This is a genomic window from Nocardia sp. NPDC055029 (assembly GCF_053608525.1).
Genome location: NZ_JBSGVQ010000011.1, coordinates 98,665 through 125,405, shown reverse-complemented (window position 1 = coordinate 125,405; position 26,741 = coordinate 98,665). Strand labels below are relative to the sequence as shown.

25 protein-coding genes and 1 pseudogene are annotated in these 26,741 nt (G+C 68.8%); 13 read left to right on the top strand and 13 right to left on the bottom strand.

Features of this window, described 5'->3' with window-relative positions; all coding sequences use genetic code 11:
• Window positions 1-291: 291 nt before the first annotated feature.
• A complete protein-coding gene (locus ACWF9G_RS13215) occupies window positions 292-1,728 on the top strand; it encodes a CCA tRNA nucleotidyltransferase (protein WP_452515386.1) in 1,437 nt (478 codons plus the stop codon).
• On the opposite strand, the gene ACWF9G_RS13210 is transcribed toward ACWF9G_RS13215, so the two are convergent.
• Window positions 1,729-2,634, bottom strand: coding sequence for a hypothetical protein (locus ACWF9G_RS13210; protein ID WP_452515385.1), 906 nt, complete (start codon window positions 2,632-2,634; stop codon window positions 1,729-1,731). It lies immediately after the preceding gene.
• A gap of 83 nt (window positions 2,635-2,717) precedes the next feature.
• Between ACWF9G_RS13210 and ACWF9G_RS13205 the strand changes: the two genes are divergently transcribed.
• Genes ACWF9G_RS13205 through ACWF9G_RS13195 form a run of 3 tightly spaced genes read left to right on the top strand, consistent with a single transcriptional unit; the run spans window position 2,718 to window position 5,113 of the window.
• Window positions 2,718-3,473 carry a LamB/YcsF family protein gene (locus tag ACWF9G_RS13205; protein ID WP_452515383.1) on the top strand — a complete coding sequence of 252 codons (756 nt, stop codon included), beginning with the start codon at window positions 2,718-2,720 and terminating at the stop codon, window positions 3,471-3,473.
• A 14-nt stretch (window positions 3,474-3,487) separates the two neighbouring features.
• Window positions 3,488-4,201: a 5-oxoprolinase subunit B family protein gene (locus ACWF9G_RS13200; protein ID WP_452515381.1), complete on the top strand. Its 714-nt coding sequence runs from the start codon at window positions 3,488-3,490 to the stop codon at window positions 4,199-4,201.
• Between the two features lie 54 nt (window positions 4,202-4,255).
• A complete protein-coding gene (locus ACWF9G_RS13195; RefSeq protein WP_452515379.1) occupies window positions 4,256-5,113 on the top strand; it encodes a 5-oxoprolinase subunit C family protein in 858 nt (285 codons plus the stop codon).
• On the opposite strand, the gene ACWF9G_RS13190 is transcribed toward ACWF9G_RS13195, so the two are convergent.
• Window positions 5,114-6,676: a DUF4185 domain-containing protein gene (locus ACWF9G_RS13190; RefSeq protein ID WP_452515377.1), complete on the bottom strand. Its 1,563-nt coding sequence runs from the start codon at window positions 6,674-6,676 to the stop codon at window positions 5,114-5,116.
• A 100-nt stretch (window positions 6,677-6,776) separates the two neighbouring features.
• Here ACWF9G_RS13190 and ACWF9G_RS13185 point away from each other — a divergent pair, with 100 nt between their 5' ends.
• The gene (locus ACWF9G_RS13185; RefSeq protein WP_452515375.1) at window positions 6,777-7,055 is read left to right on the top strand and encodes a hypothetical protein; all 279 of its coding nucleotides are present in this window, start codon (window positions 6,777-6,779) and stop codon (window positions 7,053-7,055) included.
• On the opposite strand, the gene ACWF9G_RS13180 is transcribed toward ACWF9G_RS13185, so the two are convergent.
• On the bottom strand, window positions 7,024-8,337 hold the full coding sequence (locus ACWF9G_RS13180) for an MFS transporter (RefSeq protein ID WP_379306137.1): 1,314 nt from the start codon (window positions 8,335-8,337) through the stop codon (window positions 7,024-7,026). The genes ACWF9G_RS13185 and ACWF9G_RS13180 overlap by 32 nt on opposite strands.
• Before the next feature lie 115 nt (window positions 8,338-8,452).
• On the opposite strand from ACWF9G_RS13180, the gene ACWF9G_RS13175 reads away from it, so the two are divergent.
• Window positions 8,453-9,229, top strand: coding sequence for a pirin family protein (locus ACWF9G_RS13175; RefSeq protein WP_452515373.1), 777 nt, complete (start codon window positions 8,453-8,455; stop codon window positions 9,227-9,229).
• A gap of 2 nt (window positions 9,230-9,231) precedes the next feature.
• On the opposite strand, the gene ACWF9G_RS13170 is transcribed toward ACWF9G_RS13175, so the two are convergent.
• Window positions 9,232-9,759, bottom strand: coding sequence for a hypothetical protein (locus ACWF9G_RS13170; protein ID WP_379306039.1), 528 nt, complete (start codon window positions 9,757-9,759; stop codon window positions 9,232-9,234).
• A 210-nt stretch (window positions 9,760-9,969) separates the two neighbouring features.
• Between ACWF9G_RS13170 and ACWF9G_RS13165 the strand changes: the two genes are divergently transcribed.
• Together ACWF9G_RS13165 and ACWF9G_RS13160 are read left to right on the top strand one after the other, a co-directional pair.
• Complete coding sequence (locus ACWF9G_RS13165) at window positions 9,970-10,821, top strand: helix-turn-helix domain-containing protein (RefSeq protein WP_452515371.1); 852 nt, start codon at window positions 9,970-9,972, stop codon at window positions 10,819-10,821.
• Between the two features lie 10 nt (window positions 10,822-10,831).
• Window positions 10,832-11,197, top strand: a complete 366-nt coding sequence (locus ACWF9G_RS13160) for a DUF397 domain-containing protein (protein ID WP_379306035.1) — start codon at window positions 10,832-10,834, stop codon at window positions 11,195-11,197.
• A 30-nt stretch (window positions 11,198-11,227) separates the two neighbouring features.
• Here ACWF9G_RS13160 and ACWF9G_RS13155 read toward each other — a convergent pair whose 3' ends face one another.
• Entirely contained in the window at window positions 11,228-11,362 is a 135-nt protein-coding gene (locus tag ACWF9G_RS13155) for a darcynin family protein (protein ID WP_452515443.1), read from the bottom strand.
• Window positions 11,363-11,652: 290 nt separating this feature from the next.
• Window positions 11,653-12,219 (bottom strand): annotated as a pseudogene (locus ACWF9G_RS13150) (NAD(P)H-binding protein); the annotation flags it as partial.
• 112 nt (window positions 12,220-12,331) lie between these two features.
• Here ACWF9G_RS13150 and ACWF9G_RS13145 point away from each other — a divergent pair.
• The 3 genes from ACWF9G_RS13145 to ACWF9G_RS13135 all read left to right on the top strand — a co-directional run bounded on the left by ACWF9G_RS13145 (window position 12,332) and on the right by ACWF9G_RS13135 (window position 16,186).
• A complete protein-coding gene (locus tag ACWF9G_RS13145; RefSeq protein ID WP_452515368.1) occupies window positions 12,332-13,297 on the top strand; it encodes a LysR family transcriptional regulator in 966 nt (321 codons plus the stop codon).
• A gap of 53 nt (window positions 13,298-13,350) precedes the next feature.
• A complete protein-coding gene (locus tag ACWF9G_RS13140; protein ID WP_452515367.1) occupies window positions 13,351-15,366 on the top strand; it encodes a M13 family metallopeptidase in 2,016 nt (671 codons plus the stop codon).
• A 67-nt stretch (window positions 15,367-15,433) separates the two neighbouring features.
• Entirely contained in the window at window positions 15,434-16,186 is a 753-nt protein-coding gene (locus ACWF9G_RS13135; RefSeq protein WP_452515365.1) for an MBL fold metallo-hydrolase, read from the top strand.
• Between the two features lie 7 nt (window positions 16,187-16,193).
• Here the strand turns inward: ACWF9G_RS13135 and ACWF9G_RS13130 are convergent, their stop codons facing one another.
• From ACWF9G_RS13130 to ACWF9G_RS13100, 7 genes are all read right to left on the bottom strand, one after another.
• Window positions 16,194-17,270, bottom strand: a complete 1,077-nt coding sequence (locus ACWF9G_RS13130) for an ABC transporter ATP-binding protein (RefSeq protein ID WP_452515363.1) — start codon at window positions 17,268-17,270, stop codon at window positions 16,194-16,196.
• Between the two features lie 16 nt (window positions 17,271-17,286).
• Complete coding sequence (locus ACWF9G_RS13125; protein WP_379306025.1) at window positions 17,287-18,615, bottom strand: ABC transporter substrate-binding protein; 1,329 nt, start codon at window positions 18,613-18,615, stop codon at window positions 17,287-17,289.
• Between the two features lie 20 nt (window positions 18,616-18,635).
• Complete coding sequence (locus ACWF9G_RS13120; protein WP_452515361.1) at window positions 18,636-19,502, bottom strand: carbohydrate ABC transporter permease; 867 nt, start codon at window positions 19,500-19,502, stop codon at window positions 18,636-18,638.
• Window positions 19,499-20,449: a carbohydrate ABC transporter permease gene (locus tag ACWF9G_RS13115; protein WP_379306135.1), complete on the bottom strand. Its 951-nt coding sequence runs from the start codon at window positions 20,447-20,449 to the stop codon at window positions 19,499-19,501. The genes ACWF9G_RS13120 and ACWF9G_RS13115 overlap by 4 nt, the downstream gene beginning before the upstream one ends.
• Window positions 20,450-20,572: 123 nt before the next feature.
• Window positions 20,573-21,442, bottom strand: coding sequence for a L,D-transpeptidase (locus tag ACWF9G_RS13110; protein ID WP_452515359.1), 870 nt, complete (start codon window positions 21,440-21,442; stop codon window positions 20,573-20,575).
• A gap of 292 nt (window positions 21,443-21,734) precedes the next feature.
• Window positions 21,735-23,075 (bottom strand): cytochrome P450, encoded by a 1,341-nt coding sequence (locus tag ACWF9G_RS13105; protein WP_452515357.1) that lies wholly within the window; start codon window positions 23,073-23,075, stop codon window positions 21,735-21,737.
• Between the two features lie 41 nt (window positions 23,076-23,116).
• On the bottom strand, window positions 23,117-24,325 hold the full coding sequence (locus ACWF9G_RS13100; RefSeq protein WP_452515441.1) for a serine hydrolase domain-containing protein: 1,209 nt from the start codon (window positions 24,323-24,325) through the stop codon (window positions 23,117-23,119).
• A 191-nt stretch (window positions 24,326-24,516) separates the two neighbouring features.
• Between ACWF9G_RS13100 and lppU the strand changes: the two genes are divergently transcribed.
• Complete coding sequence (lppU, locus tag ACWF9G_RS13095; RefSeq protein ID WP_379306017.1) at window positions 24,517-25,143, top strand: LppU family putative lipoprotein; 627 nt, start codon at window positions 24,517-24,519, stop codon at window positions 25,141-25,143.
• A gap of 37 nt (window positions 25,144-25,180) precedes the next feature.
• Window positions 25,181-26,629 carry an MFS transporter gene (locus tag ACWF9G_RS13090; RefSeq protein ID WP_452515355.1) on the top strand — a complete coding sequence of 483 codons (1,449 nt, stop codon included), beginning with the start codon at window positions 25,181-25,183 and terminating at the stop codon, window positions 26,627-26,629.
• Window positions 26,630-26,741 lie beyond the last annotated feature (112 nt).

Sequence of the window (26,741 nt, the reverse complement as noted above, 5' to 3'; positions counted from 1 at the left end):
CCGCCGCCGCGGCTGGCGGCGTCGACTGTTCGCGCGATCGGCCGGAGGAGACACCCCGCCAGCTTATAGGTCGAGTGCAACCCACTGATCACGCGAGAACATGGGTAACTCCCCTGCCACCTCCCAGCCGCAACAAACCTGACGCGATCCCGATCGCCAACGGTCGATTTCCCGGACGGCCCGCTGAATTCTCGGAGAGGCGGGACTGTGGGCTGATACCTGCTGGATGGGTGGGCGGGTGGCCCAGTAGGCTGGTCGTTCGTGGTGTCCCCGAACGTTGTCCCTGATGCTGTGGCGGATCGTCGAGCTCGGCTGCTGGCCGCGGCGGCGGTGACGCTGGGGCAGTTGTCGGATGTGCTGACACCGTTGGGTGAGATGTTCGCCGAGCGCGGGCATTCCCTTTATCTTGTCGGCGGCAGTGTGCGCGACGCGGTGCTTGGCAGGCTTGGCACCGATCTGGATTTCACCACCGATGCCAGGCCGGACGTGGTGCAGGAGATGATGCGCGGCTGGGCCGACCATCTCTGGGACACCGGTGGCCTTGCCTTCGGCACCGTGAGCGCGGCCAAGGACGATCAGCAGCTCGAGATCACCACCTTCCGCGCCGACACCTACGACCGGGTCTCGCGCAATCCCGAGGTCACCTTCGGTGACACGCTCGAGGGCGACCTGGTCCGCCGCGATTTCACGGTCAACGCGATGGCGGTGAAGATCGCCGCCGACGGCTCGCTCGAGTTCGTCGATCCGCTCGACGGTCTCGACGCCCTGCTCGACGGCGTCCTCGATACCCCTGCCGCGCCGCAGGATTCGTTCGACGACGACCCGCTGCGGATGCTGCGCGCTGCCCGCTTCGTCGCCCAGCTCGGTTTCGACGTGGCGCCGCGGGTGCGGGCCGCGATCGAGGAGATGGCCGAGCAGATCGACCGGATCACCGCCGAGCGGGTGCGCACCGAACTCGACAAGCTGATCGGCGCCGATCACCCGATCGACGGCATCAACCTCATGTGCGACTCCGGCCTGGCGCAGCGGGTACTGCCCGAGGTGCCCGCGATGAAGCTCGAGATCGACGAGCACCACCAGCACAAGGACGTCTACCAGCATTCGCTGACCGTGCTCTCCCAGGCGATCGACCAGGAGGAGGGCGACCCCGACCTGGTGCTGCGCTGGGCGGCGCTGCTGCACGACATCGGCAAGCCCGACACCAAGCGCAACGAGCCCGGCGGCGGCGTGAGCTTCCACCATCACGAGGTGGTCGGCGCGAAGATGGTGCGCAAGCGCATGCGCGCGTTGAAGTATCCGAAGGCCTTCACCGAAGAGGTCGCGCGCCTGGTGTTCCTGCACCTGCGCTTCCACGGCTACGGCAAGGGCCAGTGGACCGATTCGGCGGTGCGCCGCTATGTCACCGACGCCGACGACCTGCTCGACCGCCTGCACAAGCTGGTCCGCGCCGACTGCACGACCCGCAACAAGCGCCGCGCCGCCGCCTTGCGCGCCACCTACGACGAGCTGGAGGAGCGCATCGCCGCGCTGCGCGCGCAGGAGGATCTGGCCCGGGTACGGCCCGACCTGGACGGCAATTCGATCATGGAGCTGCTCGGCCTCGCGCCGGGCCCGCAGGTCGGCAAGGCGTGGAAATACCTCAAGGACCTGCGCCTCGACCGCGGCCCGATGACCCGCGAGGAAGCCGAGGCGGCGCTGCTCGAGTGGTGGGCCGCCGAGAACGCCTGATCAGAAGACGATCAGCGTGGTGCCCGCGACGATGGCCGAGCGGATCTGCGCCAGGTCGAACGAGCCGGTCGTCTCGGGCAGTTCGATCCGGAAGCGCACCTTGTCGCCGCGGCGGTGGGCGTAGGTGATGCTCGCCCGGTTGGGCAGGTCGTCGAGCAGCAGCGCGGGTGCGGGTACCGCACGCTTGGGCAGCCGGATGCCGTGCCAGCTGGCCTTGCGGATGTCGATGCTGAGCAGGTTGTCGTAGACCTGCGCCTCGACCAGCGCCCGCATCTTGCGGGTGCGATGCGTCGCGAGGATGCGGCCACGCTCATCGAGACGCACCCGCCAGTCCAGGTTCTGCGCGTCCACCCATTCCACGAGCGCCCCGATGCCGATGGTGCCCTCGATGTCGAGCTGCTGCACGCGGATCTTGGTCGGCACGCCGGGGATGAGCCGGACGCCGTGCGCGATGACGGTGACGTTGTCGAACGGATGCGAGTCCCAGACCAGGTCCGACAGCACCGTCTTGCTCTGGAAGTGGGCGCCGCGCCTGCGCACCTTGAACACGTCGAGGGTGGCGGTGAGGTCGTGACCGAGCAGGGTGGCGCTGACTTCCTGCCCGCCGAACCGGCTGAGGATTCCCTCGCTGAGCACGGTCATCAGCACATCGGGCATGAGCGCGGTGACGGTGCCGGAGCCGAGGTCGGCGACGGGGTCGGCCCAGGACGTGGTGAAGCCGAGCCACTGGTCGATCCACGACGGGTCGAGCAGGCGTCTGCCCAGGTCGACAGCGCCCGACAGTGACCAGGACTTCGGATCGAAATACGTGGCCATGATGGTCCGAGCGTACTTGGCCACCGCCCCAGCGGCCATGCTCAACGGCGTGTTGTGCGCGCGGCTCGGCCGGATGGTGCGGGTATCCACGCCCCGGTGGTGACGGCGCGAACGGAGTCGTTCATGCTCGAATCACCACCTGGGAGTGCCGCGCGAACACCGGAGGGCATCGCATGCCGCTGGACCTGAACAGTGATCTGGGCGAAGGCTTCGGCCCGTGGCGCATGGGGGACGATGCCGCGATGCTCGACATCGTCACCAGCGCCAACATCGCCTGCGGTTTCCACGCAGGCGACCCGTCCATCATGCGCCGGACCTGCGAACTCGCGGTCGCCAAGGGCGTGCGGATCGGCGCCCACGTCGGCTACCGCGACCTGGTTGGCTTCGGCCGCCGCGATATCGCCATCGCCCCGGCCGACCTGCGCGACGAGATGCTGTACCAGATCGGCGCCCTCGCGGCGTTCGCGCGCGCGGCGGGCGACCGGGTGCGCTACGTCAAGCCCCACGGCGCGCTCTACCACGCGGCCGCCCGCGATCGCCTGCTCGCCGACGCCGTGCTGGCCACGGTGGCCGAGGCCGAACCCGGACTGGCCCTGCTCGGACCGGCCGGAACGGAGCTCGAGCGAGCCGCGGGCAGACTGGGCGTCCGGTTTGTCGGCGAGGGCTTCGCCGATCGCGCCTACACCGCGACGGGCGCCCTCGCCCCGCGCGGAGTTGCCGGCGCGGTGCTGCCGCCCGACACGGCCGTCGCCCAGGCTGTTTCTCTTGCGGTGTCAGGCACCGCGCGTACCGTAGACGGTCCCGGTACGGTCGCCGTGACCGTGGCCAGTGTGTGCGTCCACGGCGATTCCCCTGCCGCCGTGGAGATGGCCCGCCGAGTTCGGCAGGCGCTCGACGAGGCGGGCGTACCGGTGGAGCCGTTCGGCTGAGGGTGGGAGGCAGGATGGACGAGGCAGGACCGAGGGACACGGCCAACGATTGGAACTCGCGGATCCGGCCCGCGGGTGACCGTGCCATGCTCATCACGCTCGACGATCCGCGGCCGGTGCAACGGCTCGCCTCGGCCCTGCGCGTGCATGCGATCGCCGGTGTGCAGGACGTGCTGCCCGCGGCGGAAACCGTTCTGGTGACCATGCATTCGGTGAGCTACGGCGTCCAGGTCCGCCGCGAGCTCGTCGCGCTGCTCGACCGGCTGGATCAGGAACCCCCGCAAGCGGATTCGCCCGATGTTTCCCGTGGAACACTGCCCGACAGCGAGATTCCCGCCGACGTGGTGGAGATTCCGGTCCGCTACGACGGCGCGGATCTGCCCGAGGTCGCCCGGCTGCTCGACCTGTCGGTGCCGGAGGTGATCGCCGCGCACACCAGCACCGTCTGGCGGTGCGCGTTCGTCGGGTTCGCACCCGGTTTCGGCTATCTGACCTCGCCCGACGGCAGGCTGACGGTGCCACGCCGGGCCCAGGCCCGCACCGCCATCCCGCCCGGCGCGGTGGCGCTGGCGGGCGGCTACTCCGCGGTGTATCCGCGGGGCACGCCGGGCGGCTGGCAGCTGATCGGCACGACCGATCTGCGGATGTGGGTGGTCGACCGTGATCCACCAGCGCTGGTGCGGGCGGGGACGGCGGTACGGTTCGTCGACACCGCGACCACGGAATAACACCAGGGCTGCTCAACGATGCGCCGCCTCGACAGCGAATCGGGGAGTGATCGCATGCTGATCTTCATCGAGCGGGTGGGACCGCTCGCGACGGTCCAGGACCTGGGGCGGCCCGGGTGGTTCGATTCCGGGGTGGGACAGGCGGGGGCGGCCGACCGCGCCTCGCTCCGGCTGGCGAACCGGCTGGTCGGCAATCCGGAGGATTACGCCGCCATCGAGGTGCTGCTCGGCGGGCTGGCCCTGCGCGCCGACGCTCACCTCACGGTCGCGGTCACCGGCGCCGCCGCGCCCGCGACCGTCGACGGCACGCCGGTCGGACACGCCAGCGTGCTCGAACTCGCGCAGGGCAAGGTGCTGCGACTCGGTCTGGCCCTGTCGGGTCTGCGCAGCTATGTGGCGGTGCGCGGCGGCATCGACGTGCCCAAGGTCCTCGGTTCGCGCAGCCGCGACACCATGTCCGGCATCGGTCCCGAGCCATTACAGCCGGGCACGCAGCTCCCGGTCGGGCCGCCGCCACGAACCATGCCGACCGTCGAGTTCGCGCCGCTGCCGGTGCCACCGGAGGTGCTGACCATCCGGGCGAGGCCAGGCCCCCGGGACGACTGGTTCACCGACCCCGACGAGCTGTTCCACGGTTCCTGGGTGGTCTCCGCCGACACCGATCGCATCGGCGCCCGCCTCGATCGCGCCGAGGGCCGACCGCTGGTCCGGTCGGTCGACCACGAACTGCCTGCGGAAGGGGTGGCGCTCGGCTCGGTCCAGGTTCCCCCGAGCGGCCAGCCGGTCGTCTTCCTCGCCGATCACCCGATCACCGGCGGCTATCCGGTGATCGCCGTCGTGCTCGACGCGGATGTGGACCGGGTGGCCCAGGCCAGGCCGGGCGAGCGACTGCGGTTCGTGCCTGCGCGCTGATCAGCCGGGCGGATTCAGCCGGGCGTGCATCAGGTACACGTTGTAGCTTTGCCACGCCGACATCGTGAAGTACAGGTCGCGCGCGGTCGACCAGGGGTGGATGAAGCCGCCGTAGGCCATCGGATAGTCCTGCGTGGAAACCAGCGGCACCGCCGCGGTCCACCGCCCCTGCGGTTCCGACGCGGTGCGGAGCACGATCTGGCTGGCGGGCGCGTCCAGGTAGATCATCTGCCACTGTCGGCTCTCCGCGTCGAAGCGCACGGACAGTTCGCTGGCCGAGCCCGCGACGAGCGGTGTCGCCGAATTCTCCGCGGCGGGCGCCCAATCGCCGTCCACCCAGTACTGGTAGGCCGTCTTGTTGAGCACGTCGCTCTTGCGCACCCTGGCCAGGCCGATCACGCCGATCCGCCCGTTGGGCGTGCCGAACATGTAGACGTACTCCCCGTGCGGCACCATCGCCGCCACCTGGAACCGGCCGACCCCGAACATGTTCTCCCAGCGGGCATGCTGATCCTTGGTCCAGGTCTGCCCGCCGTCGTCGGAGTACGCCAGCCCGCCGTAGTTGGTCAGCCACATGCCGGGGACCCTCGACCAGTGGTTGACCGACATGTAGCTCAGGAACTGCCTGCGCCCGATCGCGAATCCCGAGGTGGGGATGGTGGTGGTCTCCCAGTTCTTGATCTTGCGGCTGCCGAGCAGTTCGGCGGCGTGGCAGGGACTGTCCTGCACCATCGAATCGATGACGAGTCCGTCGTCGAGGTTCGTGTCGGTGCTGTAGGCGAGCACGTTGGACCGCCAGTCGGCGGTGTCGGAGCCGGCGCCACCGTATTCCCAGCCCTCGCCGAAGGTGTCGCCGAAGACCATGGCCACCTTGCCGGGTTCGGTCTCCCAGAACAGGCCGAGGTCGGTGCCGTCGACCTGCCAGCGCATGTCGGTCCGGTTGTTCGAGCCGTGCCCGGTGACCTGCTCGACGAGCCGCACCGACTCCACCACCGGCGCCGCGACCGCGGGCCGCAGCGGACCCGGTTCCACCGGACGCACCACATGTGGCGGCGCTTCCTGGGCAGGTTCGCCCTCGCCACCGGGTACCGGGTACGGGATAGTCTCCCGCTCGGGCTTGAGCCGGATGCGCGGCAGCCCCGAGCCTGAACCCGAACCCGTCCCCGAACCCGAGCCAGAGCCCGAACTCGGTGACGTGGCGTCCGACTCCTCGATTCCGTCCTCGGGTTCGGGCGTGTCCCTGACCTCGGGGCACGGATTGAGGCACGGATCCGAGGGCAACGGCACCTGCGCGACGCGGGTGTTGTCGTGCGGCGGATCGGGCAGCGGCACGGGGGTCAGCTCCGGTATCACGACGGGGATATCGATGCTCGGCGGAACCATCGGCCCGAGCGGCGCGGGCGGCGCGTCCGGATCTGGCAGCCGGTTGAGTGGGTCGAATCCTGTTTCACCGCAGATGTTTACGGGCGGCGGCATCCAGGGGAACGGCGCGGCGTAGGCGGGGACGGCGAGCGTCACCGCCAGCAGGGCGCCGAGTGCGGTCGATCCGTGCGATGCGCGCATGTGCTCCCTCGAATGGATATCCGAACGAACAAACAAATACCACCGACTCGACCATGAACTTACCGGAACCGAACGGGGTTTCCGTGCGTCCAATCCCTATGTGAGCGAAATCGAGTACGTCCTCGGAACCGGTGACGGCATCGTGCACGACTGGTCGGGGCAGGCCGAACTGGCCGACACCGGCATCGCCGACACGCTATGGCTCGACTTCGACAGCGACACGAGCAACGACGCGGCCTCCTGGGACCGCGACGGCGCCGCCGCTCTCGATTCGGCCTTGCTGCCGGACATCCCGCTGTTCTCCGTCGACCACCGGGCGGTGCTCGCGCAGGAAACCGCGAGTCCGCTCAGCAGGCCGCCCTGGCTCGACGGGAATTGAGCGCGATCGCCACGATGCCGAGCGCGTACACGGCCGCGCCTGCCAGCACCACCCCGATCGAGCGGCCGTCGGCGGGGATGACCAGCGCGGTCGCGGCGATAGCCAGCACGAAGGTCATGTTGAAAACCGTGTCCTGCAGGGCGAACACCTGGCCGCGCTGGTCGTCGTCGATGTCGATCTGCATGCTCGCGTCGCCGGTCAGTTTGATCGTCTGGCCCGCGAGGCCGAGCCCGAACGCGCCCGCGAGCAGCAGCCGATGGGCGTTGTCGACGGCCGAACCGGTCGCCAGCGCGATCGGGGTGACCAGCGTCAACTGCACGGCGACCGCGGTCGTCAGCCCGAGCAGCACGGTGCGTGGCCTGCCGAGGCGCGGAATGAGCACCGGCGCCAGGATCGCGGCGAGCAGCATGCCCGCCGCGGCGAAACCGATCGCGACACCGAATCCGACCAGGCCACCGCTCATCTCGGTGTCGCCGGTGTGCTGGCGCAGAACCAGCACCATGATCAGGGTGTTCATGCCGAAGACGATCCGGTGCGCGCCGATGCCGATCATCGCCGTCGTCACCTGCACCGATCGCCACACCGTGACCGCGCCGGTGCGCAAGCCGGTCGCGATGGCGTGCACCGTGCTCTCCGAAGTGGCCGAACCACTTTCGGGCCCGAGCACCCGGCGCCGGAAGCCGAAGGCGAGGATCGCGCCGACGATCGAACCGATGCCGCTGAGCGCCACCGCCACCGCCGAGGCGGCGTCGCCCGCCCCGATCAGGGCGATCACCGCCACCGCCGCCGCGGCACCGATGCCGGCGCACACCGACGCCACCGTCGCGAGCACCGAGTTCATCGGCACCAGCCATCGCTGTTCGAGCACCCGCGGCAGCGCCGCCGAGACACCGGCCAGCACGAACCGGCTGATTCCCACGGTCGCGAGCGCGAGCAGCAACAGCGGCGTCTCCCCGATCCCCATCGCGAGCCCGATCGCGGCGAGGCCGATCAGCACCGCCCTGGCCACGCTGGCGGTCAGCAGGACATTGCGCCGATCCCACCGGTCGAGCAGCGCGCCCGCGTAGGGCCCGAGCACCGAATAGGGCAGCAGCAGGACCGCGAAGCCGGCGGCGATCGCCAGCGGGTCGGTCTCGCGTTCCGGGTTGAACAGGATGGCGCCCGACAGCGCGGCCTGGAACATCCCGTCACCGAACTGGGCCGCAAGGCGCAGCAGCGCGAGCCGCGGCATCTGCGGATTCCGCCGCAGCACCCCGCGGCTGTCGCGGCGCAAGTTTCGCATCGAGATCGGCCGCTCACCTGCCGGATTCGAGCCGTCATGGCGATCAGTCGACACCTCGTGAGGATAGTGGTGCCAGAATTGAGTCGGCGGTACGGGTGCGAGCAGGAGGAACGTCATGTCCACATCGACGACACCGCGGATCGAACTCCATCGCGGCGGAGACCGGATGAAGACGCGGATCTCCTGGCTCGATTCCAAACACTCGTTCTCCTTCGGCGAGCACTACGACCCCGACAACACCCATCACGGCCTGCTGCTGGTGAACAACGAGGACGTGGTGCTGCCCGGCGAGGGCTTCGACACGCATCCGCACCGGGACATGGAGATCGTCACCTGGGTGCTCGGCGGCAGCCTGGTGCACCAGGACTCACTCGGCCACAACGGCATCATCTACCCCGGCCTCGCGCAGCGGATGAGCGCGGGCACCGGGATCATGCACTCGGAGAAGAACGACTCGTGGCGCCTGGACGGCAAGGTGCCCGAGCACGACGAACCGGTGCATTTCGTCCAGATGTGGGTGGTGCCGGACGAGCCGGGCGTCGACCCGGGCTATCAGCAGCTCGAGATCGACGACGAGCTGGCGCGCGGCGGCCTGGTGACGGTCGCCTCCGGCCTGCCCCGCTACCGCGATCGCACGGCGATCGCCATCAACTCCTCGCACGCCGCCATGCACGTCGCGCGGATGCAGGCCGACAGTCCGGGCATCACCCTGCCCGATGCCCCCTACCTGCATGTCTTCGTAGCGCGCGGCGAGGTCGACGTGGAGGGAATCGGCACCATGTACCAGGGTGACGCGGTCCGGTTGACCCGTTCCGGCGGCCAGCTGGTGCGCCCGCACGGCGACGCCGAGGTGCTGGTGTGGGAGATGCACGCCCGCCTGGGCGGGCAGTGACCTCAGGCCGAGCCGGACTCCTGCGCCAGGACCACCGACCGCGCGTTGGTGCGGGTGGCGGCGACGATCTGGGCGAAGTCGGGCCGGTAGTCGCCGTCGGGCTCCTGCACCCAGGTGCGGTAGCCGCTGCGTTCGTCGGCGGGCGATGGCAGCACGATCTCGCTGCCGGGTAGGGCCACCGAGGCGCACACCCGGAACAGCTCGGCGAACAGCACGGTGTCGAGATAGGAATTGTCGGTGGGGCCGGTCAGGAAGGTCCAGCGGCCGGAGCGGGGATGGGCGATGATCGGCCCGCAGCGCTGGCCGCGCCCGATCAGCAGGCCGCGCACCCGCTCCCCCAGCGTCGACGGCATGACCACCGCGCCGACCGCACCGATTTCCAGCATGATCCGGCCCATCGAGGAGTCGACCACGCCGTAGAGCCCGTTGTGCTTGCGATAGTGGCGACAGCGCGCCAGCGCATCCTGGGTGGCCGAGTACTCCTCGGCCGCGGTATACCCGCCTTTTTCATCAGTGCGCGACGTGCTCATCACGACCTCGTCTCTGTCGACGGTGACTCGATGTAGCTGTGGATTCGCTCGAACGGGGAGGAACTCTGCATCACGAACCGGGTGAAGCGGGAAACTTTTTCATAACGGCCTCTACCAGGGGAAAAATGCCGTTCGCAACAGCCTAGTGCCGCACAACCGCGCTGACAATAGTCAGTAGCTGGCGTGTCGATCAGCGTACGATATTCGCCCATGCCACCCGTTTCGCCGACCGCGGCGCGCTGGGAACTGGTGCTGCGCCTGCGCGAACTGCGCGAGCAGCGCGGCTTCGACTCGGCAGGCTTCGCCCGTCGGGTCGGGTTCACCCCTGCCAACTGGTCCCACGTCGAGAAGGGCAGGCGGGTGCTCACCCGCACCACCATCGAACCGGTCCTCGACGTCCTCGACGTGGCCGACGAGGAGCGCGGGGAACTGCTCGCCCTGCTCGAGGCGAGCAAGCGGCGCGGCTGGTGGTCGACCTCGTCGGCGCTGATCGGTCCCGAGCTGCAGCGCCTCTACGGCATGGAGGCCGGCGCGCTGAGCATCCGCAGCTACGACAGCCTGATCGTGCCCGGCCTGCTCCAGACCGAGGCATACGCGCGCGCCCTGATCAGCGCCGATGTGATGATCCGGCCGGTGCAGGTCGACCAGTTGGTCGCGATCAGGATGCGCCGTCAGCAGCGCCTGCGCGGGCCAGATCCGCTCGAGCTCACCGCGGTGCTCGGCGAGGCGACGCTGCGTCAGCAGACCGGGGGACCCGAGGTGCTGCGCGGGCAGCTGCGTCAGCTCGCCGACCTGATGCGCGAACTGGACACCGTCGACGTGCGCGTCATCCCGTTCAGTGCGCCAGAGGGTGCCGTTCTCGGTGGCTCCAGCTTCCATCTGCTCGACTTCGCAAGCGATCAGCTACCTACCTTCGCGTGGGCCGAGAGCGCTGTCTTCGGCGGCCCCGTCGACGATGCCGAACAGGTCCGCGATCTCGGCTTCGCCTACCTGCGCGCCAGGGAGCAATCCCTCTCGCGCACCGAATCTCTGGCTCTGATCAGCGACTATGCCAGCGTGTAAGATTCGGGCTATGTCCACCACCGCTCGTCGCCGCCCGGCCGATCACGGCTGGTTCACCTCGTCGCGCTCCAATAACGGCAACCAATGTGTCGAGGTCCGTTTCGATGGTGACACGGTTCAGATACGTGACAGCAAATTCCGTCGCAATCCGATGAACGTCGGTCTCGACGAGCCGATCATCACCGTTGACGCCGAGCTGTGGACCGCGTTCCTACACTGCCTGCTGAGCACGCGTCGTCATCCCGACCTGGTCGCCCACGTCTCCGTCGACGGTTCGGCGACCCTCCGCCACGACGACATCCTGCTTCATTTCACCGCCGGTGAGTGGGAGGCCTTCGTCGCCGGTGCCCGCGACGACGAGTTCGTCTGCGTCTAGCCCGCGCGCCGTGTAGGGGCTCGCCGGGGTTCAGGTGGTGATGGTGGCGAGGGGTTCGAGGCCGTAGTTTCGGGCGTAACCGTTCTCGGTGCCGACGAGGAGGTCGACGACCTCGAAGTAGCGGTCCCAGAGGAGCGGACAGCGGGCATGAGGATCTGGGTGCACCACCGCTCGAAGCTGGTGGGGGACGCGGTGTCCGGGGTGCGGGTGACTCCGGCGTCGAGGCCCTGGTCCTTGGCCCGCTTCATGTCGACGACACCCTGGACGAACTCCTCGTCGAGGCCATAGCCGACGAGGGTGGTGTGCAGCTCGTCGAGCGACTGGCGTTCGTAGCGGACCGGACGGCCGAGCTGTTCGGTCATGATGCGAGCCATGTCGTGGGGGGACAGGTCCTGCGGCCCGAGGACGGGGACGCTGTCGGTGCCGGTCCACGAGCGGTCCAGCAGCAGGCCGGCGGCGACGGCCGCGATGTCGGCGACAGCGACGAGCGGGGCTTTGCGGTCGGCGTCGACGACGTCGGTGAACACGCCCTTGTCGCGGATCGAGTCGACCTCTTCCAGGAGGTTCTCGAAGAAGGACGGGTTGGCCAGTGCCCGGTAGGCGACGCCGGTGCCTGCGATGAGGTCGTCCATGGCGAGCGAGGCGGTGACCAGGCCGGCGCGGTCGGCGACCGGGGTACCGCGGCCGAGCGCGGATACTCCGACGACCTGGCCGACGCCGTGGGTGGCGAGCGCCCGCACGGCGGGGCGGGTGAAGCCGCTGTAGCCGTCGTGCGGGGTCCGGGAGGCGTCCGGGGGGACGAGCCAGAAGACGGCGTCCGCGCCCTCGAAGGCCCGGTCGAGGGCCATGGCGTCGCCATGCGAGCCGGTGATCACCTCGACGCGTCCGCGCGCCGCGTCCGGAAGCCGCGCGGGATCGCGCACGATCACCCGCAGTTCCTCACCCGCGGCGGGGGCGGACTCCAGGAGCTCGGCGAGCAGGAGACGGCCGATGTTCCCGGTGGGAGCAGTAATAACGATCATGAAAGCCTCGCGGGTCGTGGTGGATCGGTACACCCGTCATCCTGCGGAGAGCCAGGCGTTGCCACAATGGGAATTTCAGCACTGAATCATTGACTGAAATGGAATAACGCTGGTGAACAGCCCGAACCAGGTCATCGACGCCAATCTCGCCATCGCGCTGGACGCCCTGCTGGCCGAGCACAGCGTCACCCGCGCCGCCGCCCGCCTGCACACATCGCCCGCCGCCATGAGCCGCACCCTCGCCCGCCTACGCCGGATCCTCCAAGATCCCCTCCTGGTCCGGGCCGGACAGACCATGGTCCCCACCCCGCGTGCCCAGGCCCTGCGCGGCGAAGCCGCCGCGGTGGTGCGCAGTCTCGGCGCACTGCTCAGTCCCGGCACCGGAGTCGACCCCGCCGGCCTGAGCAGCACCTTCACCCTCCAGGCCGCCGACCTGGTCGGCGCGGCACTGGCCCCCCGGCTGCTGCGACTGGCCCAGCGGGAGGCGCCGGGGGTCTCGTTCCGGTTCCGGGCCGAAGAGCTGGAGGCCGGATCCGCACTCCGCGAGGGCCGGATCGATCTGGAGATCGGAGCCATCGACCACGTAGACCCCGAAACCCGGGTCGAAGAACTGGTCAGTCTGCGCATGGTGGCGGCCGTCCGGCCCGGCCATCACCTCACCGAAGAACCCTTGACCCCGGCCAGGCTCGCTGCCGCCCAACACGTCGTGGTCAGCCGCCGTGGCCGGTTCACCGGCCCGCTCGATACCGCGCTGGCCCAGCAGAACCTGCAACGGCGTGTCAGCGTCGTCCTCCCCAGCCACCTGGCCGCCATGACCCTCGCCGCCCGCAGCGACATCGTCTGCCTCGTACCCGCCGCACTCCCCGGTGCCGACCCGTCGCCCCTCACCGACGACGCGACCGCCCTCGGACTGCGACTCCTCGACATCCCCCTGGCGTTGCCGCCGCTGACCCTCAGCATGGCCTGGCACCCCCGACACACAGCCGATGGAGCCCATCACTGGCTCCGCGGCGCCATCCGCCGGACCCTTCGCACGCCCGGGAGCCCAACCACATCGTCCGACAGGCGAGAGCCCTGATGATGCCCTACAAGCAGCCACACGTGTCGGCGGTTGTCGGCATACTGGAGCGCGTGACTTCCGACCTGAGCAGTCCTTCCGGTATCGATCTGTCCTTCCGCGACCAGGAGGTGCGGGTGCAGGACGATCTGTTCGCGCACGTCAACGGGCAGTGGCTGGCCGGGTACGAGATTCCGGCCGACCGCGCGGTGGACGGCGCGTTCCGGACGTTGTACGACCAGGCCGAGCTCGATGTGCAGGCGATCATCCAGGACAGCGCGGCGGGCGCGTCCGATGACGCCGATGCCCGCAAGATCGGTGACCTGTACTCGAGCTTCATGGACACCGACGTCGTGGCCGCGGCCGGGTTCACGCCGGTCGCGGGCGAGCTGCGCGCGATCGCCGAGGTCGACGGCCCGAGCGCGTTCGCCGCGCTGCTCGGCCGGTTGCAGCGCACCGGAGTGCGCGGCGCGCTCGGCTACTACGTCGACACCGACGACAAGGACTCCACCCGCTACCTGGTGCACGCCACCCAGTCGGGGATCGGCCTGCCGGACGAGTCGTACTACCGCTCGGACGAATTCGCCGAGATCCGCGAGGCCTACCAGGCCCATCTCGCGAAGATGTTCACCATCGCCGCCGCCGACCCGGCGCTGGCGGGCCTGCTGCCCGCCGACCCGGCCGACGCCGCGCGCCGCGTGTTCGAGCTGGAACGCACCCTCGCCGCAGGGCATTGGGACGTGGTGCGGCGTCGCGACGCCGAGAAGAGCTACAACCTCACCACTTTCGCCGATCTCGTGGCCGAGAACCCCGAATTCGATTGGGCCGCCTGGGTCGACGCCGTCGCCTCCGGGCTCGATCGCGGCGGCGAGGAGCTGTTCGCCGAGCTCGTTGTCCGCCAGCCCGACTATGTGCGTGCCTTCGCGCAGGCGTGGGCCGCTGTGCCGCAGGCTGATTGGCGGGACTGGGCGGTCGCGCAGGTGCTGCGCGCCAGGGCGCCGTACCTGACCGACGAGATCGTCGCCGAGAACTTCGATTTCTACGGCCGCACCCTGACCGGCGCGCAGGAGAACCGCGAGCGCTGGAAGCGTGGCGTGTCGCTGGTGCAGGAGCTGCTCGGCGAGGCGGTCGGCAAACTCTATGTGGCCAGGCACTTTCCACCGCAGGCGAAGGCGCGCATGGTCGAGCTGGTGGCCAATCTGCAGGAGGCCTACCGCCGCAACATCACCGACCTCGAGTGGATGGGTCCCGACACCCGTGCCGCGGCGCTGACCAAGCTGGAGAAGTTCACCCCCAAGATCGGCTACCCCGACACCTGGCGCGACTACTCCGCGGTCGAGGTCGACCCGGCCGACCTGGTCGGCAACTACCGGAGCGGCTACGCCGCCGACCACGACCGTGACCTGGGCAAACTGGGTGGCGAGGTCGACCGCGGCGAATGGTTCATGACCCCGCAGACGGTGAACGCCTACTACAACCCCGGCATGAACGAGATCGTCTTCCCCGCCGCGATCCTGCAGCCGCCGTTCTTCGACATGAATGCCGACGACGCGGCCAACTACGGCGGCATCGGCGCGGTGATCGGCCACGAGATCGGCCACGGTTTCGACGATCAGGGCGCCAAGTACGACGGCGACGGCAATATGAAGGACTGGTGGACCGACGCCGACCGCGCCGAGTTCGCCAAGCGCACCAGGGCACTGATCGACCAGTACGACGTGCTCTCCCCCGCCGACCTGGCCGACGAGCACACCGTCAACGGCGAGTTCACCATCGGCGAGAACATCGGTGATCTCGGCGGTCTGTCGATCGCGCTGGCCGCGTACAAGATCTCGCTCGACGGCGCCGCACCGCCGTTCATCGACGGCCTCACCGGCCTGCAGCGCGTCTTCTACGGCTGGGCACAGGTGTGGCGCACCAAGGCCCGCCCCGAGGAGGCGATCCGCCGCCTCGCCGTCGATCCGCACTCCCCGCCGGAGTTCCGCTGCAACGCGGTCGTGCGCAATATCGACAGCTTCTACGAGGCCTTCGACGTGACGGCCGACGACCAGCTCTACCTGGCTCCCGGTGAGCGCGTGACGATCTGGTGATGTCGCCCGGCCCTACCGGCGATGTCGGTAGGGCGCCGAGCTGTAACTCGACGGAGGGATTCGCGCTGTGCGCTACCAGCAAGTCGCCGACGACGTCTTCACGATCCGCGGCACCGACGTCAACATGGTCCTGCTACGCGACGGCCGCGACCTCACCCTGATCGACGCGGGCTGGTACGGCGACGCCCGCACCATCGAGCAGACGATCCGCGCCCTCGGCCACCGCCCCGAGGACATCGTCGCCATCCTGCTCACCCACGCCCACCTGGATCACGTCGGCGCGCTGAATCACCTGCACCACCACTACGCGATCCCCGCCTACACCAGCCCCACCGAGGTGGCCCACGCCCGCGGCGAATGCCACGAGTCCGCCACGCCACTCGACGTCATCAAACGCCTCACCGACCGCAACACCCTCGCCTGGGCCGCCCGCATCACCGCCGCGGGCGGCCTCCGCAAGAACACGGTCCCCCACATCCAGCCGTTCCCCACCGAAGGCCGACTGGACTTCCCCGGCAACCCCATCCCCATCCTCTGCCCCGGCCACACCTCCGGCCACTCCGCCTTCCACCTCCCCGCCGCGGGCGCCATAGCCACCGGCGACACCCTCGTCACCGCCCACCCCACCTCGAAAATCGAAGGCCCCCAACCACTCCCCAATTTCTTCAACCACGACACCGCAGCCACCATCGCCAGCTACGCGGCACTGGAATCGGTCCCAGCCGACATCGTGCTCCCCGGCCACGGCCCGATATGGCGCGACGGCGTGGCCGCCGCGGTGGCGCAGGCGAGGGAAAACGCCGTCCACCAACGGGAGTGACCCGCGCTCAGCGCACTCGCGCGTCGGTTTCGGCGTCGAAGAAGAAGATCTCGTCGGCCTTCGGGCGCAGGTGCAGGGTTTCGCCGAGAGTGGTGTGGAAGCGGCGGTCGACGCGGACGACGATCTTGCCTGAGCGGGTTTTCCAGTCGGTGCCCGCGCCGTGGGTGTAGACGAAGGATTCGGCGCCGAGTTCTTCGAGGAGTTCGGCGACGACGGTGATGCCTTCGGGGTCGGTGGTGACCTCCCATGACTCCGGGCGGATGCCGAGTATTACCCGTGAGCTGGACAGCTTGCGCGGCACCGGGATTCGCAGCCCGTCGAGCACCGCGGCACCGTCGAGCACTGGTGCTTCGAGCAGGTTCATGCCGGGTGAGCCGATGAAGCCGGCGACGAAGGTGTTCACCGGGTCGTCGTAGAGCTCGCGAGGTGACGCGATCTGCTGGAGGGTGCCGTCGCGCAGCACCGCTACTCGGTGGCCCATCGTCATGGCCTCCACCTGGTCGTGGGTGACATAGACGGTGGTGGTGCCGAGTCGCTGCTGTAGGGCGGCGATCTGGGAGCGGGTGCTGACGCGGAGTTTCGCGTCCAGGTTGGACAGCGGTTCGTCCATGCAGAACACCTGGGGGCGGCGCACGATCGCGCGGCCCATGGCGACGCGCTGGCGCTGGCCGCCGGAGAGCTTGGCCGGTTTGCGGTCGAGCAGCGGCTCGAGCTCCAGCATCGCGGCGGCCTCCAGAACCCGAACCCGGGTGTCCACCTTGCTCATTCCCGCGTTGCGCAGGGCGAAGCCCATGTTCTCGGCGACGGTCATGTTCGGGTAGAGCGCGTAGCTCTGGAACACCATCGCCACGTCGCGGGCGCGCGGCGGCAACCCGGTGACGTCGCGTTCGCCGATCCGGATGGTGCCCTCCGCCACCGATTCCAGGCCGGCCAGCATGCGCAGGCTGGTCGACTTGCCGCAGCCGGACGGACCGACCAGCACGAGGAACTCGCCATCGGCGATATCGAGATCGAGTGCGTCGACAGCGGGGGTGTCGGCGCCGGGATAGCGGTGCGTGACACCGTCGAACTGCACTGTCGCCATGGCGAGTTCCTCTCCGCTACTTGGGCAGCTTGGGCGTGATCTGCCGGTCGATGATCGCCTGCACATCGGCGGCGACCTTCGCCAGAACCGTTGCCGGATCGGCGTTCTGGAGGCCGATCTGCTCGTAGCCGGTGCCGATGATCTGGTCGGCGCCGGGCACGAACACCCGCGCGTAGTCCTGCGACTTGGTCACCGACAGCTGGTCGATGGCGACCTTCGAGTTCGGGTTCTTCGCCAGGAAGTCGACCTCGGACGGATCGCTGACCGCCGACTTGCGCACCGGCATGTACCCGGTGTTCTGCGAGAAGTACGCGGTGTTGGCCGCATTGGTGACGAACTCGATGAACTTGAGCGCGTTGGTCTTGCGACCGTCGGAGATCCGCGACGGGATGGCCAGACCGGCGCCGCCGGTGGTGACGCCGGGACCGTTCGGGTGCGGCAGGAACGCCGTGCCGAGCTCGAACTTGCCGTCGGCGTTCTTCTTGATGCCTTTGAGGTCACCGGTGGAGGCGATCGTGGAGGCGGCGACGCCGGTGCCGAAGTCGACCGCGATCTGCGGGCGGATCGCCGCGTACTTCTTGACGTTGATCGAATCGCGCAGGTAGGTGGCTGCGGCGATCGAACCGGGGTCGGTGAACTTCAGCTTCCACTGGTCGGAGTACGCGCCGCCGAAGGTCCAGTTCGGGCCCTGGAAGGTCCAGCCCAGGTAGTTCTTGGCGTCACCCCAGGCGTGCGCGAACTTGTCGGCGCCGACGACCGACTGCAGCTTCGGGCCCCATTCGTCGAATTCCTGCCAGGAGTTCGGGCCGCGGTCGGGCAGCCCGGCCTTCGCCCACACGTCCTTGTTGTAGTAGAACAGCGGGGTCGAGCGGGCATACGGCAGCGCGTAGTGCTTGCCGTCGAACAGGTAGTCGGCCGCGAGCGAGTCGACGTAGTCGTCCAGCCGCACGCCCGCCGCGCCGAAGTGGCCGTCGAGCGGCTCGATCGCGCTGGTCAGCGCGTAGTTGAACCACCAGACATCCGACAGCACAACGACATCGGGCAGGTCGCCGCCGGTGAGCGCGGCGTTGAACTTCTGCGCCACCTCCTCGTAGTTCTTGCCCGCGTCGACCAGGTTGACCTTCAGGTCCGGGTACTCGGCCTGGAACCGGTTGATCAGCTCCAGCTCGAGGTCCTTGGAGGTGCCGGGGTGATTGGACCAGAAGGTGATGGTGTCGGTGTCGCCGCCGGCACCGGATCCGCCGCCGGTGCCCGCACACGCGGTGAGCGCCAGACCCGCGGCGGCCGCGCCGGTCAAGCCGAGGAAGCCGCGGCGGCTGAGCTCGGGGAATCGTGAAGTGGACACGTGGATCTCCTGTTCGAGAATCAACCCTTGACCGCACCGGAGGTGAGGCCCTTGATCATGTGACGTTGCAGGGCGAGGAACACGATGAGGATCGGCAGCATCGTGAGCACGGTGCCCGCCATCACCGGCCCCCAGTTGGTGACCGAAGGATTCTCGGTGTTCTGCAGCAGCGTGAGCCCGACCGGCAGCGTGGCGACCTCGGCGGAATCGGCCATCAGGAACGGCCACAGGTACTCGTTCCACTCGTTGACCAGCGTGACCACCGCGAACGCGACCATCGTCGGCCCCGACATCGGCAGCACCACCTTGGTCAGCAGCCGCCACCAGTTCGCGCCGTCCATCCGCGCCGCCTCGATGACCTCACCGGGCAGCGACAGGAAGTGGTTGCGCATCAGGAAGGTGCCGAAGGCGACGCCGCAGAGCGGAATGATGATGCCCTGGAAGGTATTCCGCCAGCCCAGCTGCGCGATCAGCGCGTAGTTGGAGATGACGGTGATCTGGTTGGGCACCATCAGCGCCGCGATGATCACCAGGAACACGATGTTCTTGCCCGGAAAGCGCAGGAACACCAGGCCGTACGCGCTGAACACCCCGAGCACGAACTTCACCGCCGACACCACGCCGGTGACGATCAGCGAATTGCGCAGGAAGGTCCAGAACGGCACCGTGGTGGTGGCCTGGCCGTAGTTCTCCGGATGCCAGCTGTGCGGCCAGTACACCGCGGGCTGGGTGTAGATATCGGCGCGATCCTTGAACGAGGTGATCAGGATCCAGAACAGCGGCACCCCGATCAGGATCAGCACGCACACCATCGCGGCATAGCCGAGCACGGTGACGGCGCGTTCCCGCCTGCGGTACGAGAGTGTCTGCGGGCCTACGTGTTTCATCGATCGCCCCGATCCATCACGCGCACCTGGATCAACGTGACCACCAGTAGCACCACGAACATGATCGTGGCGACGGTCGCGCCGTAGCCCGCCCGGAAATTGCGGAACGACTCCTCGTACACCTGGAACACCATGGTCGTCGTGCCGTTGCCGAGCGGGCCGCCGCGGGTCATCACATTGATGATGTCGAAGACTTGCAGAGAGTTGAGCAGCACGGTGATCGACAGGAAGAATGTCGTCGGACGCAATTGTGGCAGAAGCACTTTCGTGAAAGTCGTCCACCGGCTCGCGCCGTCCATTTCGGCGGCTTCCATCAACTCGGCGCGCACGCCCTGCAGCGCGGCCAGATAGATGACGAAGGTATAGCCGAGGTTTTTCCAGATGTACGTGATCGTCACCATGAACAGGGCCCAGTGCGGGTCCTGATAGAAATCCGGAACGCGCTCGACGCCGACCCGGTGCAGCACGTCTTGTACCAGACCGAAACTCGGATCGAAGATGAATTGGAAAGCGACGCCGATCGCCGCGCCCGAGATCACGAACGGCGCGAATATCGCGGATCGAACAACATTGCGCCCGAACAGTTTTCGATCCAGCAGCAGGGCCAGCGCGAGACCGAGCGCCATACTCACCACGACCGCGGCGACGGTGAAGATCACCGTGTTGCCGACGACCTTCCAGGAATCGTCGCGCTGCCACCATTCGAGGTAGTTGTCGAAACCGATCGGCGTGGCAACGGGATCCGCGATGTTCCAGTCGGTGAACGAGAGCCGGATGTTGTCGGCCAGTGGCCGGTAAACGAACAGCGTCAGCAGTACCAGGTTGGGGACGACCAGCACGCCGAACAGCGCATAGTCTTGCCACGGGCGGTTTTTCAGCCCGCGGCCGCGTGGCGCGGGGAGGACCCGCTCTGGACTGCTTCGCACCGCGGCAGTTTTACGGCGCATGGCGAACTGTCGGTTAACCTTGGCCGCCGATCCTCTGAACATCGGGCGCACAAGGGCGAGTACAGCAAAAAGCCGAACAACACGACCGCCATTGATCGTATTGTTCGGCTTTTGTTCAGTGAATCAGTTCCAGTCGCCCAGTCCGTCACCGGCACTGAGCGTTCCGCCCTTGGTGTTGGTGACGACCACCGCGTCGCCGCGGCGGGAGTTCTCCAGGAACCACTTGGCGTTCTCGGTGCTCACGTTCAGGCAGCCGTGGCTGGCGTTGGAGTAGCCCTGCTGGCCCACCGACCACGGAGCGGCGTGCACGAAGATGCCGCTGTTGGAGATGCGGGTCGCGTACTCGACCTCGAGCTTGTAGCCCTCGGGGTCGGTGACCGGCACGCCGTAGGTCGAGGAGTCCATCGTCATCTTCTCGAACCGCTCACCCACGATGTAGGTGCCGTTGGGGGTCTCGTAGCCCGGCTTGCCCAGCGAGGTCGGCATCTCGCGGACGACCTCACCGTTCACCGTCACGGTGATCATCTTGGTGTTGTCGTCGACGCTGGCGATGAACGCGTCGCCGATGCGGAACGCGCTGGTGGTGCCACCGGCCGCGACGGTCACGTCGGTGTTGGCAGGCCAGAAGTCGGTCGGCTTCCAGCGCACCTGCTTGGCGCCGGTCCAGTAGAAGTGGCCGGGGGCGGGCTGGCTCGAGGTGACCTTGATGGCCCGCTCGGCGGCCGCTCGGTCCTCGACCGGGTCCTTGAAGGTGATGATGATCGGCTGCGCGACGCCGACGGTCTCGCCGTCGGCGATATTGATGGTCGGCGGTGCGAACGGCGCCTGGGCGGCGGGCGCGTCCACCGCGGGCTGGCTGGAACCGGAGCCAGGGAGGGTCGGCTCGGCCTGCACGGGGACGGCGATCAGCGCACCGGTCGCCGCGAACGCCGCCGTCAGCAGCAGGCCCCGGCGAAGCCGGCGCGCTTGCCGCGTATTTGCCTCGTAGTGCATGGTTACTCGTCCATTCCAAGATCTTCGTGATCGTCGCGGAGTCCGCGACAGGTCTCCACGGGGTAACGACGCCGGAGACCCTGACCGTCCATTCCTACCCGCCCCAGGTGACAACGTGCCAGCCGCTTCGAGCGGCGATAACAGTCCGGCAACGGTGTGTCCCAGGTCACATAACGCGTTGTTATCCATCGGTCTTCGTCAAACGCCGCGCTCACATCGGCGAGTCGGAAACGGTGATGCCGAGCGGGGTCGAAACACACGCGTGTGAGCCTCAAACGCGGGGTGACCGAAATCACGCTATCCGTGTGAAGTGGATCGCTCGATCGGGTGCGACGGCGATGTTGCGCGGCACGGTCCGGGGGCGCCTGCCCAGGGCAAGACCGGCGTCGAGCGACAACCGGACCTCGGTCAACAGGGTTGCCAGCACGATGCGCAGCTCGTATTCGGCCAGCGTGACGCCGATACAGCGCCGAGGCCCGCCGCCGAACGGCGCGAACTCGAACGGCGAGACCTTGCGGTCGATGAAGCGATCGGGATGGAACAGCCGCGGAGCGGGCCAGCTCGACGGCTGACTGTGCAGCACGCCGACGGCGAGGCCGATCGTCTGCCCGGCGGCCACGTCGACCCCGCGCCACCGCCACGGCTCGGTGAGCATGCGCAGCACGATGGGCACCGGGGGATGCAGGCGCAGGGTCTCCTGGCAGACGGCGCCGAGCAGCGGCAGCGCGGCCTGCTCGGCGGGGTCGTCACCCGCGGTCGTCAGTTCGGCGGTGACCCGCGCCAGCAGGCCCGGCTCGCGGTGCAGGTGATAGAGCGCCCAGGTCAGCGTCGTCGCGGCGGTCTCGTGACCCGCGACGAGCAGGGCCCGCAGGTGCTCGCACAGCTCGGTGTCGGTGAGTACGGTGCCGTCGTCGTAGCGGATCGTCAGCAGCAGATCGAGCAGGTCGTCTGTCTCGGAGCCGCCCGCGCGCCGCCGTCGGGTGATCTCGGCCAGGAGCAGCCGGTCCAGCCGCGTCCGGGCCGCGACGAAACGCTGCCACGGGCCGAAACCGCCCATGCGACGGCGTAATACGGGCGCGACCAGCAACGGCGTGGTGAACGTTGCGAGGAAATCGGCGACGGCACCGGCGTATTCGGATTCGCGGTCGAACTTCGTGCCGAACACGGCGGCCAGGATGACCCGCAGCGTGATGCTGTGTGCCGCGGCGAGCGCGTCGATCCGCCTGCCGATCTGCCAGGAACCCGCAGGGCCGCCATCGATTTCGCGCAGCGTCGCGTCCCTGATCACCGGCGCCAGTGCGCGCACGCGTTGGGCGTGCAGTGCGGGTGCGAGCAGTGCGCGGTCGGTGCGATGGCGCTCACCGGAACTCAGGATCAGCGAGGCCGCGCCGACCATCGGTTCGATCGGATTGGGCAATGGCGGACCGACGAGCGCCACCGGCGCGCGGAACAGCTCACGCGCGCCCTCGGCGGTCCCGGTGAACAGCACGGGCGGGAAGCCGGGGAAACCGACCGCGAACGGATCGCTGTGCCGGGCGCGTCGCCGCAGGTAGCCCTCGAAATCCCAGCCCGCGGCCAGCCCGTGCAGCAGCGACAGGCGTGGCGTCGCCGGTGCCGGGCTCAACGCTGTCATGTCGGGTACTACGGCGCGCGCCGGTGGCCGGTTCGAAACGGCTACTCCTGCTCGGCGCGGACTTTGCGGACCGTGCCCTGGGCGATCGCCGACAGTTTGGCCAGCCGCGCGTCACCGAGCGCGGTGACGGCATTGCCCAGCCGGTTCGTCACGAACGCGATCGACATCCGCAGATCGGGGTCGGCGTACGCGCCGGAACCGCCGATTCCGTAGTGGCCGAACGCCCGTCGCGGCTGCTGCTTGGTCATCAGCACCGGCCGGTGATAGCCGAGGGTGAAGCGCAGCGGCAGGCCGAGGACGTAATCGCGGCTGTCGGTCTGCTGGGTCCGGTTGGCGTTCTCGATCGTCTCCGGCCGCAGGAACGGCATCGCCGAGTCGCCCCCTGGCGACGAGTTCTCGGCATCGCCGGAGTAGACGACTCCGCCGTTGGCGAGCGCGCCGTACATCCTGGCCAGCGCTCGCGCGGAGAAGACACCGTTCCAGCCTGGCATCACCGCGTCGTGCACGCGCGGGTCGCGGACCAGCTCGTCGAAACTCTCCGGCATTCCGGCCTCGGCCAGTCCGCGCGCGGGCCGCACCCACGACAGCACCGAAGACGCGGTGTTCCAGCGGATTCCCGGCGGCGCCAGGTGCGGAAAGATCTTGGCGATCCGGTGCCGCTGCGCGGCGGGCACCTGGAACCAGAACTCGTCGGTGCCGAGCGGCTCGGCCACTTCGCGCCGCAGCACCTCGGTGAACGGTTCCCCGGTGACCCGCTGCACGATCTCGGCGACCAGCCAGCCGAAGGTGATCGCGTGATAGCCCGAGGTGCGGATCCGGCGCGGATCGGCGGGACTCTCGGCGAGCGCGGTGACCACGGCGCCGTAGTCGAGAATCCCCTCGCGGCCCGGCACCAGCCCGCGCACCCGGTGCAGGCCCGCGCGGTGCGAGAGCACATCGCGCACGGTGATGTCGTGCTTGCCGTGCGCGGCGAACTCCGGCCAGTACCGCGCGACCGGCGCCTCGTAGTCGATGAGCCCGCGCTCGGCCAGCCGGTGCACGACCGTCGTCGCGACGCCCTTGCCGGTGGAGAAGGTGAGCGCGATGTTCTCGCCGTTCCAGCGCTGATCCTTGGCGGCCCAGCCTGCCCAGACGTCGACGACCGGCCTGCCGTCCAGATAGATCGCCAGCGCGCCGCCGCCGCGGTTGGGCTGCGGGAACAATCCGAAGAAATGGTCGGCCAGCCGGATGAACCGCGGATCGACCAGCATCTGCCGCGGCGCCGCGATCGGCGTACCGCCGGGATGTGTCAGGGGCCCGAAATCTCCCGCCGCTGCTGCCACCATCGGGTTCACCTCCTGATGCAGGTTCGGCCGGGGGGCCGGAATCCCAAGGGTAGCCCAGCGCCCCACCCATCGGGACGGAGTCGACGCCGGTGGCTCCGGTGGTGTATTCACAGAAGGTGTTTGCAGACCTGTCCGTAGGCCGGCTCGTCGGCGCCGTCGCCATCGCGGTGACCGCGTTCGTCTCGACCGGATGCGGTGGCACCATCGACGGCCACGCACAGCCGGCGATCGACGTCGTCCCCGCCACCGGCACCGCGCCAACCACCAAGCCGGGCAAGCCCACGTCGGGTAAACCGACGACGAGCAAACCGTCGCCCACCTCGGGCCGTGGTGGCACCGACTTCCAGGCCAGTGTCGGCGATTGCGTCGCGCTCGGCGGCACCGTGAACGACGCCACCATCACCAAGGCGTCCTGCGGCAGCCGCTCGTCGAACTACAAGGTCATCGGCAAGGCCGAGAACAGCAGCGGGTGTGTCAGCGACCGCGACAACTTCTACGCCGAGACCCTCAACGGCATCGAGACCGGCGCGCTGTGCCTCGACATCGACTGGGTGGTCGGTGGCTGCATGGACGTCGGCGGCGACGAACCCAAGCGCATCGACTGCGGCGAAACCGGTTCCGAGCCGGTCAAGGTCGTCACGATCAAGAACAACACCGACAGCGTCGACGACTGCCCCGACAGCGCCGACTCGGGCTTCAAATACCCCGAGCGCCGCGTCGTGGTCTGCGTGGAGAGTCTGTAGCCCGGCGGAACACCTCGGCGCCAGCTAGTTTGGAGAGGTGGCTCCGACCAGAACGGTTCGGCTCAACTCCGCAACGGGGCGGTGGATCCTGCTGGCCACCATCCTCGGCTCCTCGATGGCGTCGCTGGACGCCACCGTCGTCTCGGTCGCGCTGCCACGCATCGGCGAATCGCTGCACACCGATGTCGCCGGTCTGCAGTGGACGGTCAACGGCTACACCCTCACCCTCGCCTCGTTCATCCTGCTCGGCGGCTCGCTCGGGGACCGGCTCGGCCGCAGACGCGTCTTCGTCTGGGGGATCGCCGGATTCGCGATCACCTCGCTGCTGTGCGCGGTCTCGATGAACATCGAGATGCTGGTCGTCGCCCGGTTGCTGCAGGGTGTGGCGGGCGCGCTGCTCACGCCGGGCAGCCTCGCGCTGATCTCGGCGTCCATCGACGAGCGCGATCAGGGCAGTGCGATCGGGTTGTGGTCGGGGTTCGGTGGGGTGGCAGGCGCGTTCGGGCCGCTGCTCGGTGGCGGGCTCATCGATCTCGTCGGGTGGCGCGCGATCTTCCTGCTCAATGTGCCGTTGGCGCTGGTCGTGGCGATCGTCGCGCTCCGGTCGGTGCCGGAGAGCCGTGATCCGGACGCGCCGACGCGCATCGATGTGCCCGGCGCGGTGATCGTGGCCGTCGCGCTCGGCGCGCTCACGCTCGGCTTGATCGACGGCTATCCCGCCCTGGTAATCGTCGGCGTCGTCGCGCTGGCCGGTTTCGTCGTCGTCGAGCTGCGCAGCCCGAATCCGCTGGTACCGCCGTCGCTGTTCACTTCGCGGGTGTTCACCGTGGCGAACCTGGTGACCCTGTTCGTCTACGCCGCGCTCGGCGGGGTCTTCTTCCTGCTGGTGCTGCAGTTGCAGCTGGTCGCCGGGTACTCGCCGATGGCCTCGGGCGCCGCGAGTCTGCCGGTGACGCTGCTGATGCTCGTGCTGTCGGCGCCCGCGGGACGGTGGGCGCAACGGCACGGGCCACGGATTCCGATGACGGCCGGTCCGCTGCTGGCCGCTGCCGGTGTCTTCGCGCTGCAACGCGTCGGGCCCGGCGCCGACTACCTCACCGATGTGCTGCCCGGCGTGCTGGTCTTCGGGCTCGGGCTGTCGGTCCTGGTCGCGCCGCTGACCGGTGCGGTGCTGGCCGCCGTGCCCGTCGCCGACGCGGGCATCGCCTCCGGCGTGAACAACGCCGTCGCCAGGACCGCTCAGCTGCTCGCCGTCGCCGCGCTGCCCGGGCTGGCAGGGTTGTCGGGCGCCTTCGGCGACCCCGTCGCCTTCGCCGCGGGCTTCGACACCGCGATGCGCTGGTGCGCGGTGCTGCTGCTGATCGGCGCGGTCATCGCGGGCGTACTGCTGCGCGTGCCCCGCCGGACGCCCGAGCCCGAGCGGGTCGACTGCCTGCCGCACTGCGCGGGCGCCGACGGACCCGCGCTCGCGCCGAATCGGCATTGACAACCACGTTGGCGGCCCGCCTCGTCCGAGGGCCGAGACGGAACGGCGAAGCCGCAATCTCTGCCCTCGGACGCGAGGCACAAGGGGGCCGCGAACCCGCGGCGCCGGCCGC

Bases quoted from the DNA above. Each gene is read 5' to 3' on its own strand.
- ACWF9G_RS13105 (WP_452515357.1), bottom strand. From the start codon at position 23,075: ATGACAGCGTTGAGCCCGGCACCGGCGACGCCACGCCTGTCGCTGCTG.
- ACWF9G_RS13130 (WP_452515363.1), bottom strand. From the start codon at position 17,270: ATGGCGACAGTGCAGTTCGACGGTGTCACGCACCGCTATCCCGGCGCC.
- ACWF9G_RS13120 (WP_452515361.1), bottom strand. From the start codon at position 19,502: ATGAAACACGTAGGCCCGCAGACACTCTCGTACCGCAGGCGGGAACGC.
- ACWF9G_RS13110 (WP_452515359.1), bottom strand. From the start codon at position 21,442: ATGCACTACGAGGCAAATACGCGGCAAGCGCGCCGGCTTCGCCGGGGC.
- ACWF9G_RS13200 (WP_452515381.1), top strand. From the start codon at position 3,488: ATGGACGAGGCAGGACCGAGGGACACGGCCAACGATTGGAACTCGCGG.
- ACWF9G_RS13195 (WP_452515379.1), top strand. From the start codon at position 4,256: ATGCTGATCTTCATCGAGCGGGTGGGACCGCTCGCGACGGTCCAGGAC.
- ACWF9G_RS13115 (WP_379306135.1), bottom strand. From the start codon at position 20,449: ATGCGCCGTAAAACTGCCGCGGTGCGAAGCAGTCCAGAGCGGGTCCTC.
- ACWF9G_RS13100 (WP_452515441.1), bottom strand. From the start codon at position 24,325: ATGCTGGTCGATCCGCGGTTCATCCGGCTGGCCGACCATTTCTTCGGA.
- ACWF9G_RS13170 (WP_379306039.1), bottom strand. From the start codon at position 9,759: ATGAGCACGTCGCGCACTGATGAAAAAGGCGGGTATACCGCGGCCGAG.
- ACWF9G_RS13160 (WP_379306035.1), top strand. From the start codon at position 10,832: ATGTCCACCACCGCTCGTCGCCGCCCGGCCGATCACGGCTGGTTCACC.
- ACWF9G_RS13180 (WP_379306137.1), bottom strand. From the start codon at position 8,337: ATGCGAAACTTGCGCCGCGACAGCCGCGGGGTGCTGCGGCGGAATCCG.
- ACWF9G_RS13165 (WP_452515371.1), top strand. From the start codon at position 9,970: ATGCCACCCGTTTCGCCGACCGCGGCGCGCTGGGAACTGGTGCTGCGC.
- ACWF9G_RS13190 (WP_452515377.1), bottom strand. From the start codon at position 6,676: ATGCGCGCATCGCACGGATCGACCGCACTCGGCGCCCTGCTGGCGGTG.
- ACWF9G_RS13175 (WP_452515373.1), top strand. From the start codon at position 8,453: ATGTCCACATCGACGACACCGCGGATCGAACTCCATCGCGGCGGAGAC.
- ACWF9G_RS13205 (WP_452515383.1), top strand. From the start codon at position 2,718: ATGCCGCTGGACCTGAACAGTGATCTGGGCGAAGGCTTCGGCCCGTGG.